Origin of the sequence: Exiguobacterium sp. s80, from assembly GCF_018618725.1 — a bacterium.
GTDB lineage: Bacteria > Bacillota > Bacilli > Exiguobacteriales > Exiguobacteriaceae > Exiguobacterium_A > Exiguobacterium_A oxidotolerans.
The window spans coordinates 884,466-900,214 of sequence record NZ_JACSMP010000001.1 but is presented as its reverse complement, the minus strand read 5'-3'; the positions used below and the strand labels follow the sequence as shown (position 1 = coordinate 900,214).

Sequence of the window (15,749 nt, the reverse complement as noted above, 5' to 3'; positions counted from 1 at the left end):
GTTTATTTTGCTTTCGTCATCTTACGGTTGCACACGAAAAAAGAGGCGCTCACGAATCGTGAGAAGCCTCTAAAAACAGTGCTGATTCAGTTCGGTTCCGGAACGATCATGTCTGATTCGTCGGGCTGTTCTTCTGTCGTCTGCATCAAGCGTAGCAGGTGCAGTTTAAAGAGATACATGACGATGAGATGGACATTCGCCTGGGTCGTTTTATAGAGCAACCATGGTAATGCGGGAACATATTCATGAATCGCGATGATACACTCTTGCGAACCCGGGATTTGCCGGAACTCGATGCGTCCATTGCTATCTTCTTTAACTTGAGCAAACAAGCCGCCCGTAATTCGGTACGTTGCCTGTTGATCGTCTTCGAATGGTTCTTTCGTCAGTTCAAGCAACGGGGCGTCAAGCAACGGAACATGAATCCGAACGACTGTTTCTTCCGCTGTCTTCGATGTAAGAAAAGGTTTCGCGAACGTCGATAACCAATCGACATAATTGTCGGCAGCCCAGTTCGCGTTCCGGTCGTCTGGAAGACGGACACGTTGGACGGACCGGACATCAAGCGTTTGTGATTTCTGGTGCGATGAAGAGCTTCCTGATTTTTTTGATTTCGACTCTTCTTCTTCTTCGATCGCCATCCGTACGGATTGCTCGAATGAAATTTTTCCGTCACTGATGCCCTCGACCATCTTGTCGGGATCCGCCACCATCTCATGGACCATACTTTCGACGAGCGGATAAACGGTTTCTTTCGGTTCTCCAGAGATGAGTGTCACCCAAAGCCGCGACAATTTGACGGTCATCAACGGTAAGTCGAAGGTCGGTTGTTTTTTGTCCATTACTTCCGCCGTCTTCAAAATCATTTCCTTGTACGTCATCGCTTCCGGACCGCCGATATCGATGGCACGATCCTTGAGGTCCTCGCGGTCGACGCTAGATCCGAGCGCATGAATGACGTCCGGTAGCGCGACGGGGTGGGTTTTGTTACGCGTCCAGCGCGGGAGTAGCATGACGGGAAGTCGTTTGACGAGTTTTGACAGAATCGGGAACGAAGACCCTTTCGGACCGACGATGAGCGCAGCGCGGATCGTCGTGACCGGTGTACCGTATGCACCGAGGACGCGCTCGACCTCAAGGCGACTTTTAAGATGACGTGATAAATTTTCCGTCTCGTCCGGAATGATGCCACTTAAGTAAACAATCTGCTGGATGCCGTTTGCTTTTGCAGCGCGTGCGTAATTGTCGGCTAAAATCAAGTCCATGTCTTCAAATGAGCCTTGCGTCAACTTTGCTGACGGCATCATCGAATGGACGAGGTAGATGGCGATGTCTGCTCCTTTTAATCCGGCTGTCGTATCCGCTAACGAAAAAAGGTCACACGAACGCCATTCGACATTCGCTTCATCTTCCTTATCGTCACCATTGCGTGACAAGGCAATGACGTCGTACTTTTTCTTCAACTCATTTAGTAGGTTATGTCCGATATAGCCTGTCGCACCGGCAAGTGCCAGGCGTTTACGTGGTTGCGTCATGTCAATTCCTCCTCATTAACTGCTTACTACAAAGATTTACCCAAACGACCTGCGATTTAATCAAACGAATGTTATAGTTAAAAACAAATACTTCATCTTTTTAAAACAGGGAAAACAAATAAAGAAGATTTGCGCACTGTTTTGGAGGGATGGACAGTATCATTTTTTAGGGGAGGGAGACGGATATGAATGCTGTCTGTTTTTTGGACGAACGTCATCATACACGTTACCAAATGATATTGAAGCGATTGAATGCACGAAACCGTAAAAAGTATTCTTTTCAATCAATCTTATTTTTAGCGACGGGTAATCTAGCACTTATGCAATTGTTCAGTGACTATTTTTTTCCGGAGACGGGTGAATTTTTTTACCAAGAATTATTAGCGGAACCTGTCGAAGATTTAACCGTCGATGTCGAACGTCAATTACTCGTTCAGTTGTATAACGGCAGGACGACGTTGACGATCATGGAGATCATCGATCAGTTAGAAGAAACGGAGTTAGAGCTCGTCCTCGGAGCCATCCAAATCCGGTCATTCGGAAATCAAAACATGCAAGTACACTAAAGAAGGTAGCCGTTGTCAGATGGACTTCGGTTATCTTTTTTTGTCATTTCAAGGACCGTTAACTTACATTTGTGAACTGAAGTTATTAATGTAAAACAGCATCTAAATAAAAGCTAAGCTTATGCCTTAAGATTTGGTTGTCTAGCGGCAGGACTGGAAATAAGATGTAAGTAACAGGGAAGGTGTGGCGACTGCTGACAGGTCGCGCGTCGAATGATGAGGAAGGGGAGTGAACATATGCAACTCAAAGAATCGATTTATTTCCATTCACCGATTTTCATTCAGAATATCCTAACGACGCTTTACGGACGGGTCTTGTACCAGGAACGTTACGGGTCCGCCTACCGTAATCGGTTAGAAGAATTGAAGCGGAAAGAACGGCAATCGATTGATCCCGAGCAGGAGCAATTATCCCGCCTGAATCAGTTTTTACTGTTTTGTCAGGCCTATAGCCCGTACTACAAAGAGTTGTTCGATAAGAAGCGGATTGAGCTTCCGCTTGCGCAGTTGTCAGAGTTAAAACAAATTCCCTTGCTCGATAAGGAGACGCTACGGACAAGGAATGCCGACGTCCATGCGCGGATTCATGCGCCGATTCTTGGAAAGACGGGCGGGACGACCGGGAAATCGATCCAAGTCCATTATACGAGAGAGGACATGCAAATCCGCATGGCGCACCTCGACTATTTCAAATGGACGCATGGAATTGAACAGGGAATGCGCCGGGCGAGTTTTACGGGACAGACATTAGCGGCAGAACAACAAAAGTCACCCGTCTATTGGCGGATGAATAAGGCGATCAATCAAATGCTTTTTTCAATTAAGAATATTAACCCGTTGACAATTCCCGCTTACATCGAACAATTGAACCGATTTAATCCAGTGTCGATTGATGGTTTACCGTCGGGAATGATTGAAGTTGCACGATACGCCAAAAAACATGCTGTCGACTGTACATTCCGTCCGAAGGCGATTTTTCCGACGGCTGAAATGTTGACACGGGACGAACGTGCTTTAATCGAGGAAGTATTTCATGCACCGATCTTTGATCAGTACGCCTCGTCGGAAGGGGCACCGATTGTCGCCGAATGCCGCTACGGTAAAAAACATCTCCATTATGAGATGGGTATCATCGAAGTCGAAGCAGACGGTCAAATTCTCGTGACGAGTTTTGATACACATGGTACGCCCCTTGTCCGTTACCGGATTGGTGACCGGATGACGCTTAGTCACGAGACGTGTCCATGTGGGCATGGTGGTCCGATCATCGCATCGATTGACGGACGCGGACGAAGTTATATCCAGTTGAAAAATGGGCATCGAATCTTTGAAGGGGAACTCGCTGGAATCGTGCGGCGGTTCCCGAATTGTATCGAACGAGTCCAGTACATCCAAGAAGAAGCGGATGAAGTTGTGATGTTGTACGTACCGGACGAACGTTGGTTTAAACAAGAGCATGAAAAGGAGTTATACTTCGTGTTAGAGCGTTTGTTCGGTGGACAAATGGATGTCCTCTTAAAAGCGGTCCCGGAAATTCCGAAAGAAATCAGTGGGAAGACGTTGTTGATTAAACAATTGATTCCAGAGAACGAACGAGCCAATTGATTGGACTAGCCGAAATCAGAGCTAGTCTTTTTTGTGACGAATTGTAATATTAAGTGCAACACCTAGGAGAAAACAAAAAAAGCTCATGACGACCTCGTGTAAAATCTAATGGTCGAATAGTGACTGTAGGGAGTATGGGGTACGATGTGGGGATTAAAACTATCAAATTTGATGACATGAATTGGGATAAGGGTTATCAAGGAAATAATGTGTATAGTCAAAGTAAACTGGCGCAAATTATGAGTATCTATGAATTGCAAGACCGCCTGAAAAAAGCAGGTAAAACCAATGTTAAGGCATATGCCTGTCATCCCGGTTCGTCTTCTACGTCATTAATAACAACAAGCGGCAGCTTAGGTTTGAGAATCGTATTTGGTTTAATGAAATTGTCACCTATGGTTCAATCAGCAGAAAAAGGTGCATACCCTGAACTCATGTGTGCAACAGAGGGCAATCTAGATGAGAGTGGATTTTATGGTCCTACAGGAAGAGCCAACTGGGTAGGTCCTGTTGGCAACTGTGGTATTAAAGATCACGCCTTAGATAAGAAAGTATCAAAAAGACTATGGGAAGTCTCGGAAAAGGAAACGGGAGTTAGTTGGAATTTATAATTCAAAAAATTACTTTACTAGAGTATGGATCAATACTAGAAAAATTTATATTCAGCAGGTTTTTTAGAAGAAGTTCAAGCGAGAGCTTCCAGACTGTAGAAAGGAGCGATGTAATTGATTATAAAGTATCAATTAACGTTCGAGGATTTAATGTCTTTACAGAAAGACCTGATTGAAAACACAAAGTATCATAAAAAAAGACGCAAATTTTTGTTGATCTATACGGAGATTTTAGCATTCTTCTATGGATTTACATCGATCTTGTATTTTTTACCTAGAACGATCCCCTTTGCAATTTTCTGCTCCATTGCTGTAACAGTAGGGATTTTGTTCGCTATTCTACTGAGGCCTCTTTTGAAAAAAATGTATCTGGCAATCGCTATGAGACAAGGCAGGTACTTCTTGAAAAAAAATAGTAGTTGGCCGAGAAATGTGACGTTGAATCTTCATGAAGCGGGTATTGATTGGAATTCTGACGATGGGAAATTGAATCGAACACTTAAACTTGCTTGGGAATCGATTGAAAAAGTAAATGAAGATGAAAATCATATTTATCTGTATTATCAAAAATCTGAAGCATTAATTATCTCAAAGAACATACGTGTATTAAGTTTGACAGAGAAAAATGAGTTCAAACAGCTCATACGAAATCACTTAAATATTTCTCTATAAGTAAGAGATAGATTTGTTCCAAACAAGAAGGATATAGAATCTAATATAGTTCAATTGTAATTCAATCTTAAAAAGAGAAGAAATCTTGCAAGTTCATGTGTGAGATTGAAAGTTGTATGGTGGCAAAGTTCTTATAGAACCGGTGTTTTTTTGTAAGGGTGATAACGAAAATTGCGATTAACTGTTGTGAGGTAGCTTTATATTTCTAATGCTTACGACGAAGGGTACGAAGCATACGAAGCGTGATAAAATCAGAAAAAGTCTAATACTTCAAATCTAAAATCTATAAAAAAATCGGGGGGGCTTTATGAAATTCAAGTCATAAAAGATGGATTCATTTTGAAAACTTTAAAAATATCAATAAGCTCCTGAGACTAACTGAATTTTGACGTACTTCCTTTTTTAATTCCTTTAAATTCACTGAGCTGACATGAATCGGTTCAGTTTTTCTACCGGATTTAATCTTTCGGCAAGTGTATGGATTCTGCATCGCAGTTCGTCTTCTCCTTCTACTTGGAGGGAAGTCAGGTCGAGTCGCCTCTGACAATCAGCGAGAGGTCTATTTTAAAGAAACCGACTAGGATTAGCCTCCTGTTTACAGTAAAATGGAAATAGTAGAAGGGAGAGGTATCGATGGCACAACGCGCAACCGTATTACTCGTCGGGACCGTTCATCTGGACCGTCCTGACAACGGGGACTTGTTTCGTCCGCGCATCTTTGATGTGTTTTCAGACGAACGGCAGCGGGAAATTCAACAGGTCGCCGAGGTCCTGCAAACATTTGATCCGACAGAAGTCGCGCTAGAGACTTTGCCTGAGCAGGCGGGTGCACTGAATGCCGACTATGCCGCTTACCTCAAGCAAAGCTTTACGCTGACGGCGAATGAACGCCATCAACTCGGGTTTCGAGTAGCGCGCTTGGCAGGTCTGGCCGGTCTGCAGGCGGTGGACTGGAATCAGACGGTGGAAGGTGTCCCGAATCTTGCGGAACTCGAACAGCTCGACCCGGTCGCGTTTGACCGCTTGATGCGTGCCGAACAACAAAAATCCGAGTCACTCGAAGCGACATTGCTCGGGCAGACCTACCTCTCATTTCTTGAACAACTAAATGACAAACAGGCGGTCGAAGCAAGTCACCGGACGTACCGGCAACTCGCCCGGCTTGATCCGGCGACGCACGTCGGGGCGAGGTGGGTCATCCAGTACTGGTACTACCGCAATCTGTTGATCGCGAACCGGATTCTTGATTTGGCGGAACCGGGGGAACGGATTCTCGTCCTGTACGGTGCCGCCCATTTACCGCTATTAAAACAATTTTTAGACGACAGCGGGGGCGTCGATGTGATGACGTTCCCTGAACTGATCGCGAAGGGGAGTAACGCCGATGTTGTTTCATTATCATCTTTGGACGCCGAACGTTGAGGCGACGGAGCAGTTTTATGAAAAATTAGGCTTTGCGGTCACGCAACGGATCGGAAAGACCGACGGCGCGTTTACCGCGTTTGATCCGCCGTTGACATGGGATGACTTCCGGGACGACGGGATCCGCTTTCGAATCATCGAGATGAAACGCGGCGCCATCAACGTCACGTTCGGTCACGGGAAAGCCGTCCGCTTCGACCATCTCGGTTTTCTCGTGACACCCGAACAACGGACGCTGCTTCTCGAACGTGCACAACAGATGGACTGGACAGTCCAAGCGAACGAACGGCGGACATTCATCCAGACCCCGTACGCCTGTCGGATTGAACTGCAGACGCATCACGATGCGATTTTATCGGACGGTCCTCATCTGAAACGGCTTGAGCTCTCAACGAAGCAAGTCGGCTTCGAACAGGAGTTGAAGCGGTTGTTCGGCCGTGCAATCGATGAAGTGACGACGGTGCCTGGTGATCATACCGTCTTACAGCAAGTCATTTTTACGGGGGAAGACAGGGAAGCCGTCGATCCGAACGGCGTGTCTGTCAGACAAACACGGTCACCGGTCGTAGCTGACAAACACTTTTAACGGTTTTGCACCTGCCTGTAAAGCCTCGAAACATGGAATCAAGTCCGACCAATCGACCGACTGTTCAAACAGCTTGAGTAAGGCAGGTGTCTTTCGGGCGACCGGCAAAAACCAGTCCGCATGGGCGCGGTAATCGAGCCCGTCACTCGATCCGACGATCCGTAACTCTTTTGCATAGAAGCTCGGGCAGAGCGACAAGACGTCGTAATTGCCGTCAGAGAGAATACAGAGCTGACCGTTTGGAGCGAGTGCCTCCTGAAGATGCGCAAACGCGGTTTGCCGTCCCGAACATTCGAGGGCAGCGGCATAGGTATTCAGCTCGAGGTCGTTTCCGGACGTAACCGTCCGGGTTGCCCCGAGCTGTTTTGCGAGTTGGTGGCGTGTCTCGTCCGGGTCGACGGCGTCAATGCGCGAGAGACCGAAGTAGTGACGTAAGTAAAAGACGGTCAATAATCCGATCGTCCCGAGCCCGGTCACGACGACGGCATCCGACGGACGGGGATTAAGTTTATGGACGCCTTTTGCGGCGTCACACGATAAAATCGTCAACAAGGCGAGTTGCGGCGGCAGGTCGCGCGGGACGGGAATGACTTTTGCTGCGCGGACGATGGCGATGTCGTGATGACCGTAAAAAGCGACGACACGGTCGCCGACACGGATATTTGAGACATCCTCTCCGATCGCCAGCACTTCCCCGTAACTCTCGTATCCCGTTTCCTTCGGATAGGTCGGGGCGAGCTCTGACCGGTCAGTCGCCATGACTTGCGGCAATTCCGCGCCGATGCTGATCGCTCCATGTAATGTCTGGATGAGTAGTTCATCTGCTTGCAAGGGCGCTAAGGGTTGCTCGACCCACTGGAGCGTCCGGGGGGCCGTCAATTGCAGTCTGTGTGGCATGCGTTCAGTTCCTCCGTTTTCTTAATATGAATATCCTGATAATGGAATTATAACATGAAGATAAATCAGTATATGACAATTTTGTAAGGTTGAAAGAAACATCGATTGCCCGATTTTAAAGTGTTTTCTGCTATGCTGAAAAGGTAGAGCGGAGCTCACGAGTATCTAAAAAGGAAGTGGCGAACATCGAGCAGATTGAGATGTCGATCCATCGTGGATTAGTGGAATTGAAAATGTTAGATAAACGGATTAAAAAAGGTCAGCTTGGTCACTTTATCGGACTGCATACGGGAGACAAACCGCCTGTCGGTTTTCCGAACGTCGAACAGTTCGCGACGGAAGCGGCGGCAAATCTCCAGTCGATTCGCGCATTGATTGAGCGTCGAAATCAAATCAAAGCAGCGATTACCGCATCGAATGCCGTGACGCGTGTCCGAATCGCCGGGACCGAGATGACGGTCGCGGAAGCGATTGATCGTCGCGATACGGGTCTTGATTACGATCGCCAATTGTTACAAACGCTCAAAACACAACTGCATGAAGTGGAGCAGACGATTGAACAGGAACGTATCGAGATCGAGCGGCGTGCAGAAAATCATATCGAAGCGACATACGGTGCGCGTGAAAAAGGGGACGCGGAAGAAATTGAAAAAACGCGTCGTCTGTTCATCCAACGATTAGAACCGAAATTGATTGACCCCTCCGGTCTTCGGCAAGTCATTCAACAGTTAGACGAGTCAATCGACGCATTTGATGCCGAAGTCGATTTCAGTCTATCTGAAAGTAATACACTTACGAAAATATTAATCTAAACCTACCATCCTGTTTGTCTGATGATTTCATAACCGAACACGCGTCGTCCGTGCGATAACGGACATCTTCTAATCGGTTGACCGATTAGCATCCAAGATGGTCCTTGCGACCGTCCGGTCAAAGCTGAATGTTCAACGATCAAAGGACAACGCTGACGCTTCAACACTCAGACAGATTACTGTTCAAACATCAACGGTCACCGTTCGATTAAATCCATGAGAAAACGGGAAAAGAGAGGGGATGTTCGTTGCCTCTGAAATCACCGCATGGCTGGGCAGACAGGACGTTTCATCGTTTTGCATGACGCCACTTCTTTCTTCAGAAAGAGAAGTGGCATTTTTTTAATTCAAATCGAGAAAGGATGATTTAAATGGAATCTCTCACAAAACGAAGAGTCGGAGCGGCTGTCGTTAACTTGATGGTGAACGCTGTCATTGTAAATGTCCTTGAAGAAACAGTTCTCAAACGGGTCAAACGTCCCGTCATCCGTGGCATCGTCACCCAGTCGGTCGTCGATGTCGTCATGGAAACGGTTCAATTACGCTTGACGGATGGCCGAACGGTCGGCAGTCGTGTCATGGGACTCCGTGTCGTCAGTCAAGACAACCAACCGTTGAAAACGACACAAATCCTTAAACGGATTGCTTACCGTGAAGTATTCACAGCAGGGAAATTCTTTAAGGACCGTCAGCGTTATCTGGAGGATGCCTCCGTTTTACCGGAAGATGAGTTTGCGAAAACACGTGTCATTCGTGAAGGACGGTAAAATCGCTTGTTTCATTGATCCATGCACGCTATAACCCGTATCGCGCTTAGTCTGTTGAAGCGATGCGGGATTTGTTCGTGTCTTGAGCAGGCTGTAGATCTTACAAGAACGCAGAGGAGGTGAATGGCCAATGAATCCTTTCATGACGATCGAAGACATTAATGACGCGAATCTGGCCGCGGTTCTCGGATTAAAAGTCGCAGCCGCGCAGCGCGCATATATCGAAACGAACGCGCAGTCGATTCAGGAAGCGATGAACGATCACGACCACGACCACGACCACGACTGGCGTTGTTATGCCTTATGCGAAAACAGGCAGCCGGTCGGGTTCATGATGATTGGTGCGGAAAACCGGACGGACAAGTACATCTGGCTTGACCGGTTCATGATCGGTCAGCAGTATCAAGGACAAGGGCTAGGAACGCAGTTTTTAAAACGAGCAATCGGTTTCATCGAAGACCATTTCGAAGTCGATGAAATCGTGTTGAGCTTACACACAGAAAATACGCATGCCAAGTATTTTTACGGGCAAGCGGGCTTTACTGATATCAAACGGATCGATGAAACGAACGGCGAAGAAATTTGGGTCTATCGTCTGACGTGATATCAACGATTCGTTAACTTTCGCTAAGCCTTGGGCATCTGTCGAACCTTCTCGCTGTCCGCGCGGCAACCGTCCCTGCTACACTAGAAAAAACGACCAAAAAGGTGAGGTGGAGTGGTGTGGCAGTCATTGAATTTAAGGATGTCCAGTACAAATCGATACTCAAAGGGATCTCCGGGACGTTTCGGGAAGGAAAAATCACGACGCTCGTCGGACCGAGCGGTGCCGGGAAAACGACGTGTCTGAAACAAATCAACGGATTACTTTCCCCGGACGCCGGGACGATTTATTTTAAGGGGACCGATTTAAAAGACATCGATATGATGGAGCTTCGAAAAAAGATTGGCATGGCCTTTCAAAGTGCCCCGATGATTGCGGGGACTGTTTACGACAATTTGAATCTTCCGAAAGCGATCTTCAATCAGACATTGGAACAGGAAGAGGCAAAACGACTGTTGGAGCGGGTCGACTTGAAAGAGGTCCCGTTGACACAAAACGTCAAGGAACTGTCGGGTGGCGAAAAAAGCCGCATCGCGATCGCGCGGACACTCGTCAACCGACCGGATATCCTGCTGCTCGACGAGATCACGGCCAGTCTCGATTACCGGATGGTCAAGGAAATCGAGGCGCTCGTCCAAAAGGTTCAACGGGAATTCAACGTGACGGTGATCTGGATTACGCATGATCTCGAACAGGCGCGCCGTGTCAGTGATGACATGTGGTTCTTAAAAGACGGGCAATTGATTGAACAGGGAACGATTGAATTGATTGAGGGCTCGGATAATCCCGCCATCGAAGCGTTCGTCAAGGGGGTCGACCAATGAGTTACGTGCAACTCGCTTCCGCCTTAGTCTTCATCTTGATTCCGTTAGTGCTGACATATACGTTAAAGCTTGGACTTGGCAACGACATTTTGATAGCGACGGTCCGGTCGATCGTCCAGTTGCTGATTGTCGGTTATATCTTGACGTTCGTTTTCGAAAGTGACAGTAAAATTTACATCGGGTTGATGATTCTGTTGATGATTGTCGCGGCAACGCTCAACATCATCAAAAAAGGTGACGGAATTCCCGGGATTACGGGCATTATTTTACTGACGTTAGTCAGTGTCGAAGTCTTGACGATGGGCATCATGCTCGGTCTTCAAATCATTCCGTTCGAAGCGCAGGAAGTCATTCCGATCAGCGGGATGGTGATCGGCAACTGTATGATTTTGTCGCTCCTGTTCCTGAATAAGTTCAAGGATGAGGTCGAGCGGGGCGATGAGGTCATTGAGCTGATTTTAGCGCTCGGAGGTACTCCGAAAACAGCGATTGACCGAAGTTTGAAAAGCGCTATCCGGACGAGTATGATTCCGACGATCGAGGCCCAGAAAACGATGGGACTCGTCCAGCTTCCCGGCATGATGAGCGGTTTGATCATCGGTGGGGCCGATCCGATGGAAGCTGTCATGTACCAGTTATTAATCCTGTTCCTGATTTTGACGAATGCTGCCGTGTCTTCCGTCATGGTCGGCTACCTGTCCTACCGGAAACTGTTTAATCAAAAAGCCCAGTTCCTTGGGTTGACCAATCGAAACGACTAAGCTACCCTAGAAAAATACGTAATGACGCTAACAGATTTCGGGAGTTTCCGAAGTCTGTTTTTGTTTACTAACATAAAGAAGCATCGAACTGAAGATGAAACAGCGACGTGCTCCTAAAAGGGATGTGAAGAAGAAGTGATGACGATTGAACAAGTAATGGCGATGTTACCGGTTGAGGAAGAAGAAATACGATTGACAGATGTCGATGGATTGCCACGTTATGCATGTGTTCATCCGGTTGATCTGTTTGAGGAATCACAAGCGATTTTTCGGAGTATCATTGAAGTCGAACACCATCAAGCGGATCGATTAAAATCATGGTACATCATCGGATACGAAGACATGGATGGGGACCTGTTATGTGTGGATCTCGTAACGAGTGAAGTGATGGTCGTCGGTCATGAAACACTGGAACGCGAAGAAGTCGTCGCTCCGTCCTTGACTCAATTTTTGCAAGGATGACGTCTGATTTGAATGAAACGCAAATAAAGTAAAAAGGTCACGGGACAATCGGATTGTCTCGTGACCTTTTTCGTTCTCTTGAAGAGAAATGGCTCGATTATTGACGGATGAAGCCACCTTCCGAATGCAGAATTTGCCCGGTGATCCAGGCACCTTCGTCACTGACGAGAAATGAAATCAGGCGGGCGACGTCGTTTGGTGCCCCGATGCGGCCAAAGGGAAATTTCGGTAGCAGGGCGGAGCGGATCTCATCCGTCATCCAAGTCGAGTCGGTCGGACCGGGGTTGACGGCGTTGACCGTCACGCCGAACGGTGCAACTTCCTGCGCGAACGTCTGCGTAAAAGCAGAAATCGCACCTTTCGTCGCGACATAAGCAAGTTCACCCGGCATCGGTCCGCGTTCCTGGCCGGATGTCATATTGATGATCCGTCCTGAAAGTAACGGTGACGCTTGCAGCTGGCGGGCGAACTCGACCGATAATAGTAACGTCGAGCGGATATTGACTGCATAATGAGTGTCGAGCGCTGCGGCGTCGAGCGACAAATAGTCGGTCTGCGTCGAGTGAGCGGCGTTGTTGATTAAAATCGACGGTTGGCCGAGCGTCTCAACGACGGTTCGATGGACAGTTGCCGCCGCCGTCGGATTGGCTAAGTCAATCCGGAATCCTCTTGCCCGGACACCGAATGTTGCTAACTCCGCTTCAAATGATGGGATCCAGTCGGCTTCCGCTTGCCAGGCGGTGAAAAAAATCTCGATGCCTCGTGCTGCAAGCGTCCGACAGATCGCTGCCCCGATATCCCGTTCGTGACTGGCACCGGTCACGAGTGCGATTTGTCGTTGTTCAATCATGCTGCATCTCCTCCTCGAATTTCACGTATTAACATATTTTAACTCATTTAGATAATCCTTACTAACGTAATCGTGCTAGTGTACACTAAAACCAGGATTAACGAGCGGGTATTAAAAGGAGGTAAGAATGACGATGGGTGAAATGCTGTTATTGTATGGGTTATTCACGATTGGGATGGTCATCCGCTTCCTCTTAACCGGCATGTTCAGTTGGCTGGAATTTGGTTTGATTTCGTTGTTGTTGTTCGCATCACTCGTGTTCGGTCTTCTCGACAACTGGCAAATCAGACGCGACATGCGGTACGGGGGACGTGCGAACACGTTAACGACACGGTGCGTCGAACGGACGACACGGCGACCGAAATACGTGCTGGAAGGTGCACAGCAAATCGGGTCCTATCGACGGAGCTATCAAAAAGGATGGCAGTTTTTATTCGTTCAGCTCTCGGCAAAACTGCGGGGGTGGTTTTTGAATCTGAACTTCAGTTTTTCGGACCGTACTGTTTCTTACGTCGAACAACGGAGTTCTCTCCTAGCGCGGAATCAAAAGTGGCTCGTCTACGAAAACGGTGAAGTCGTCGGAACGGTCCGGACCGACGCGTCACTGAAACGGATGAGTACGTTTAAAGAAGTCATGCTCCTGTCCTATCAAGACGTCGAGTACGAAGTCACGTCCTCGACGTTATCTTCGAAAATAGAAGTGCGGCGGGGGGCTGAGGTGATTGCGACGAGTAAAGCAAACTTGCGGTCCGACGTAACGTTTCAAGTCAAGGAACAGCAAAATCGGTCCCTGATCTTGTCGGTGCTCGTATTGTTCCATTATCATTTTCAATCGTAAGTAAAGGCACAAAAAAAGTGTTCATGAAGCACATGATCATTCATTGGTGTATGATTTAGGAACACTTCAGTGAAAGACGGGAGGCGCCAAGATGGATAAAACAGATGGCTGGATCATCGTCAGCGTATTGGTCGGACTGTATTTCGGATTATTCGCTAAACCGAAACGCGTGAGCGGAAAAAAAGCAAAGTGACAAAAAACCATGGAGGTCGTCCTCCATGGTTTTTTGTCAGGTGCACATCAGGGCTCACGTTGCTACGTTTTTTTTATATAGCAGAGGTCCATTATCGTGCTTTTTTTGAAACACTGCCGTCCACAGTCCAGTACGACCGAAAGTCGTCGCGGACGCCGGCATCATCAGCATCGGTCTGATTTCAATCACGTCGAAGTCAGCGAAAACCAACCGTAACTTCTCTTCCGTGAATCCTAAGCCACCGTTTAAGCTGCGTGTCCGGTACACTTCCCAGTCGGAGATGTCGGATCCGCCGAGCTCACCGCCTTCGATAAAACAAGTCAGGGCGAAATGTCCGCCATCCTTTAAGGAATCGGTGACGAGCGTAAGATAATCGCGTCGGCGGTGTGGGGCGATATGATGGAAGCAACCGGAATCGTATACGATGTCATACGCCTCTTTAACAAGGGGGAAATCAAAGATGTTCCGTTCGATGAAGTCGACGTCGAGCTGCTCCTCCTGCGCCCGTTCGCGTGCCCAGTCAAGCGACTCGCGCGACAAATCGACGGCGGTCACGGTACATCCCTGCCTTGCAAAATACAGCGCGTTGCGTCCCGGCCCGCAACCGAGTTCCAAAACGTGACCCGGCGCGAAGAGGCCGCGCTCAAAATACTGGACGAGATTTTCGTCCGGTTTATTGACGAAAAAAGGAATCCGTCTGTCCCGGTCGGCGTAAAAGCCGTTCCAGAATGCTGTCGGTTCACGCAGTAAATCGTCAAGCATGTCAAGTAAATCATCGTGCGTTTGAATCATTTCTTTCATCTGTCGACCTACTTTCAAACAGGGTATGAATTGCTTTTCATCTATCTTAATTATACCAAAAAATGTATAACGAAAACGGATGGATTTTCCTGTTTCAGTAGTCGAGTTATGAAGTGAATCAGGAAAAACGCTACCGTATCTCATCGTTAATAAGATACGTTACCGCTTCATCTATCTGCGTCACCCGGTATTACGGTGTGACTCGAACATCCGCCGCTTATAAATATCCGCCACCGTATTCAAAAAGGACTCGGGCAGCTTTTTCGGAAAATACGATTTGCTATAAAAGTAATCGTATGCCCGTTTTAAGTCGTCCCACTGCGAACACGGTGCTGTCTGACGGAACCGTGCGACATCGATGATCCTTGTCCCGTCGTTCGTCAGCATGATGTTGCGCAAATGGATGTCGGACGGATTCAAGCCGACCGATCGTGCTTCCGCCAAGGCGTAATCGACAACACGGATGACGTCACGTGAAATCATTGTCCCGCTGACGAGACAGTCGAACAACGTCTGTCCTTCGATGTATTCGATGACGAGATAATCCGTCCCGTAGGCGTATTGTTTGGCGTACGTCGGAAAGGGGGCCAACTGTTCATAAATCGACCCTTCGAGTGCAGCGAGATGACGATGGCTCGGGAAAAACTTTTTGATGACGCGGTCCGTTCCTTGAATCCGAAAGACGAACGCACTCCGTCCTGTGCCGATCCATTCTAATTCGTTTGGTTGATTAATAATCGTATACGTTTGTCCGTCCGATCCGATGTCGATAGCAGACGCCAGTTCTTGATCTGTTTTCACGTATGCCCCATCCTTTCTTTGATAGCTTGATTATACAATTTATACGTTCAAATGACCACAAAGGTTTCGAAGGGTATTCCTGTATGAATGTTTTGAACATTTTGTGATATGCTAAAAAACGTATACCACTACATACTTCAAG

At 47.6% G+C, this 15,749-nt stretch carries 18 protein-coding genes; 13 read left to right on the top strand and 5 right to left on the bottom strand.

The features are described 5' to 3' along the window. Nucleotides 1–86: 86 nt before the first annotated feature. Complete coding sequence (locus tag KNP94_RS04820) at nt 87–1,535, bottom strand: NAD(P)H-binding protein (RefSeq protein WP_214891883.1); 1,449 nt, start codon at nt 1,533–1,535, stop codon at nt 87–89. Nucleotides 1,536–1,720: 185 nt separating this feature from the next. Between KNP94_RS04820 and KNP94_RS04815 the strand changes: the two genes are divergently transcribed. The 6 genes from KNP94_RS04815 (at nt 1,721) to KNP94_RS04790 (ending at nt 6,997) form a co-directional block, all read left to right on the top strand. Further along, a complete protein-coding gene (locus KNP94_RS04815; RefSeq protein ID WP_088837221.1) occupies nt 1,721–2,101 on the top strand; it encodes a hypothetical protein in 381 nt (126 codons plus the stop codon). Nucleotides 2,102–2,338: 237 nt separating this feature from the next. Beyond that, the gene (locus tag KNP94_RS04810; protein ID WP_214807387.1) at nt 2,339–3,706 is read left to right on the top strand and encodes a phenylacetate--CoA ligase family protein; all 1,368 of its coding nucleotides are present in this window, start codon (nt 2,339–2,341) and stop codon (nt 3,704–3,706) included. Between the two features lie 146 nt (nt 3,707–3,852). Then, the gene (locus KNP94_RS04805; protein ID WP_214771133.1) at nt 3,853–4,317 is read left to right on the top strand and encodes an SDR family NAD(P)-dependent oxidoreductase; all 465 of its coding nucleotides are present in this window, start codon (nt 3,853–3,855) and stop codon (nt 4,315–4,317) included. A gap of 114 nt (nt 4,318–4,431) precedes the next feature. After that, nucleotides 4,432–4,989 (top strand): YcxB family protein, encoded by a 558-nt coding sequence (locus tag KNP94_RS04800; RefSeq protein ID WP_215115363.1) that lies wholly within the window; start codon nt 4,432–4,434, stop codon nt 4,987–4,989. Nucleotides 4,990–5,622: 633 nt separating this feature from the next. Continuing rightward, nucleotides 5,623–6,411 (top strand): DUF5694 domain-containing protein, encoded by a 789-nt coding sequence (locus tag KNP94_RS04795; RefSeq protein ID WP_215115362.1) that lies wholly within the window; start codon nt 5,623–5,625, stop codon nt 6,409–6,411. Continuing rightward, complete coding sequence (locus KNP94_RS04790; RefSeq protein ID WP_215115361.1) at nt 6,374–6,997, top strand: VOC family protein; 624 nt, start codon at nt 6,374–6,376, stop codon at nt 6,995–6,997. The genes KNP94_RS04795 and KNP94_RS04790 overlap by 38 nt, the downstream gene beginning before the upstream one ends. On the opposite strand, the gene KNP94_RS04785 is transcribed toward KNP94_RS04790, so the two are convergent. After that, nucleotides 6,968–7,894, bottom strand: coding sequence for a zinc-dependent alcohol dehydrogenase (locus KNP94_RS04785; protein ID WP_215115360.1), 927 nt, complete (start codon nt 7,892–7,894; stop codon nt 6,968–6,970). The genes KNP94_RS04790 and KNP94_RS04785 overlap by 30 nt on opposite strands. 176 nt (nt 7,895–8,070) lie before the next feature. Between KNP94_RS04785 and KNP94_RS04780 the strand changes: the two genes are divergently transcribed. The 6 genes from KNP94_RS04780 (at nt 8,071) to KNP94_RS04755 (ending at nt 12,124) form a co-directional block, all read left to right on the top strand. Then, nucleotides 8,071–8,706 (top strand): hypothetical protein, encoded by a 636-nt coding sequence (locus KNP94_RS04780; RefSeq protein WP_353048362.1) that lies wholly within the window; start codon nt 8,071–8,073, stop codon nt 8,704–8,706. A 371-nt stretch (nt 8,707–9,077) separates the two neighbouring features. Further along, entirely contained in the window at nt 9,078–9,473 is a 396-nt protein-coding gene (locus tag KNP94_RS04775; RefSeq protein ID WP_215115359.1) for an RDD family protein, read from the top strand. A 130-nt stretch (nt 9,474–9,603) separates the two neighbouring features. Further along, entirely contained in the window at nt 9,604–10,077 is a 474-nt protein-coding gene (locus KNP94_RS04770) for a GNAT family N-acetyltransferase (protein WP_215115358.1), read from the top strand. Nucleotides 10,078–10,196: 119 nt separating this feature from the next. Next, nucleotides 10,197–10,901 (top strand): ABC transporter ATP-binding protein, encoded by a 705-nt coding sequence (locus KNP94_RS04765; protein WP_214811938.1) that lies wholly within the window; start codon nt 10,197–10,199, stop codon nt 10,899–10,901. After that, nucleotides 10,898–11,662: an ABC transporter permease gene (locus KNP94_RS04760; RefSeq protein WP_214891874.1), complete on the top strand. Its 765-nt coding sequence runs from the start codon at nt 10,898–10,900 to the stop codon at nt 11,660–11,662. The genes KNP94_RS04765 and KNP94_RS04760 overlap by 4 nt, the downstream gene beginning before the upstream one ends. Before the next feature lie 135 nt (nt 11,663–11,797). Then, on the top strand, nt 11,798–12,124 hold the full coding sequence (locus KNP94_RS04755) for an SMI1/KNR4 family protein (protein WP_157898485.1): 327 nt from the start codon (nt 11,798–11,800) through the stop codon (nt 12,122–12,124). A gap of 97 nt (nt 12,125–12,221) precedes the next feature. Here the strand turns inward: KNP94_RS04755 and KNP94_RS04750 are convergent, their stop codons facing one another. Continuing rightward, entirely contained in the window at nt 12,222–12,974 is a 753-nt protein-coding gene (locus tag KNP94_RS04750; RefSeq protein WP_215115357.1) for an SDR family oxidoreductase, read from the bottom strand. Nucleotides 12,975–13,101: 127 nt separating this feature from the next. On the opposite strand from KNP94_RS04750, the gene KNP94_RS04745 reads away from it, so the two are divergent. Continuing rightward, entirely contained in the window at nt 13,102–13,812 is a 711-nt protein-coding gene (locus KNP94_RS04745; protein ID WP_215115356.1) for a tubby C-terminal domain-like protein, read from the top strand. A 247-nt stretch (nt 13,813–14,059) separates the two neighbouring features. Here the strand turns inward: KNP94_RS04745 and KNP94_RS04740 are convergent, their stop codons facing one another. Both KNP94_RS04740 and KNP94_RS04735 read right to left on the bottom strand, forming a co-directional pair. Next, nucleotides 14,060–14,806: an SAM-dependent methyltransferase gene (locus tag KNP94_RS04740; protein WP_215115355.1), complete on the bottom strand. Its 747-nt coding sequence runs from the start codon at nt 14,804–14,806 to the stop codon at nt 14,060–14,062. Between the two features lie 180 nt (nt 14,807–14,986). Continuing rightward, nucleotides 14,987–15,607, bottom strand: coding sequence for a serine/threonine protein kinase (locus tag KNP94_RS04735; protein WP_215115354.1), 621 nt, complete (start codon nt 15,605–15,607; stop codon nt 14,987–14,989). Nucleotides 15,608–15,749 lie beyond the last annotated feature (142 nt).

What these genes read in the sequence shown, in the direction of transcription:
- KNP94_RS04820 (WP_214891883.1), bottom strand. Translation starts at nt 1,535, where the DNA reads ATGACGCAACCACGTAAACGCCTGGCACTTGCCGGTGCGACAGGCTAT.
- KNP94_RS04815 (WP_088837221.1), top strand. Translation starts at nt 1,721, where the DNA reads ATGAATGCTGTCTGTTTTTTGGACGAACGTCATCATACACGTTACCAA.
- KNP94_RS04810 (WP_214807387.1), top strand. Translation starts at nt 2,339, where the DNA reads ATGCAACTCAAAGAATCGATTTATTTCCATTCACCGATTTTCATTCAG.
- KNP94_RS04795 (WP_215115362.1), top strand. Translation starts at nt 5,623, where the DNA reads ATGGCACAACGCGCAACCGTATTACTCGTCGGGACCGTTCATCTGGAC.
- KNP94_RS04790 (WP_215115361.1), top strand. Translation starts at nt 6,374, where the DNA reads ATGTTGTTTCATTATCATCTTTGGACGCCGAACGTTGAGGCGACGGAG.
- KNP94_RS04785 (WP_215115360.1), bottom strand. Translation starts at nt 7,894, where the DNA reads ATGCCACACAGACTGCAATTGACGGCCCCCCGGACGCTCCAGTGGGTC.
- KNP94_RS04775 (WP_215115359.1), top strand. Translation starts at nt 9,078, where the DNA reads ATGGAATCTCTCACAAAACGAAGAGTCGGAGCGGCTGTCGTTAACTTG.
- KNP94_RS04770 (WP_215115358.1), top strand. Translation starts at nt 9,604, where the DNA reads ATGAATCCTTTCATGACGATCGAAGACATTAATGACGCGAATCTGGCC.
- KNP94_RS04760 (WP_214891874.1), top strand. Translation starts at nt 10,898, where the DNA reads ATGAGTTACGTGCAACTCGCTTCCGCCTTAGTCTTCATCTTGATTCCG.
- KNP94_RS04750 (WP_215115357.1), bottom strand. Translation starts at nt 12,974, where the DNA reads ATGATTGAACAACGACAAATCGCACTCGTGACCGGTGCCAGTCACGAA.
- KNP94_RS04745 (WP_215115356.1), top strand. Translation starts at nt 13,102, where the DNA reads ATGACGATGGGTGAAATGCTGTTATTGTATGGGTTATTCACGATTGGG.
- KNP94_RS04740 (WP_215115355.1), bottom strand. Translation starts at nt 14,806, where the DNA reads ATGAAAGAAATGATTCAAACGCACGATGATTTACTTGACATGCTTGAC.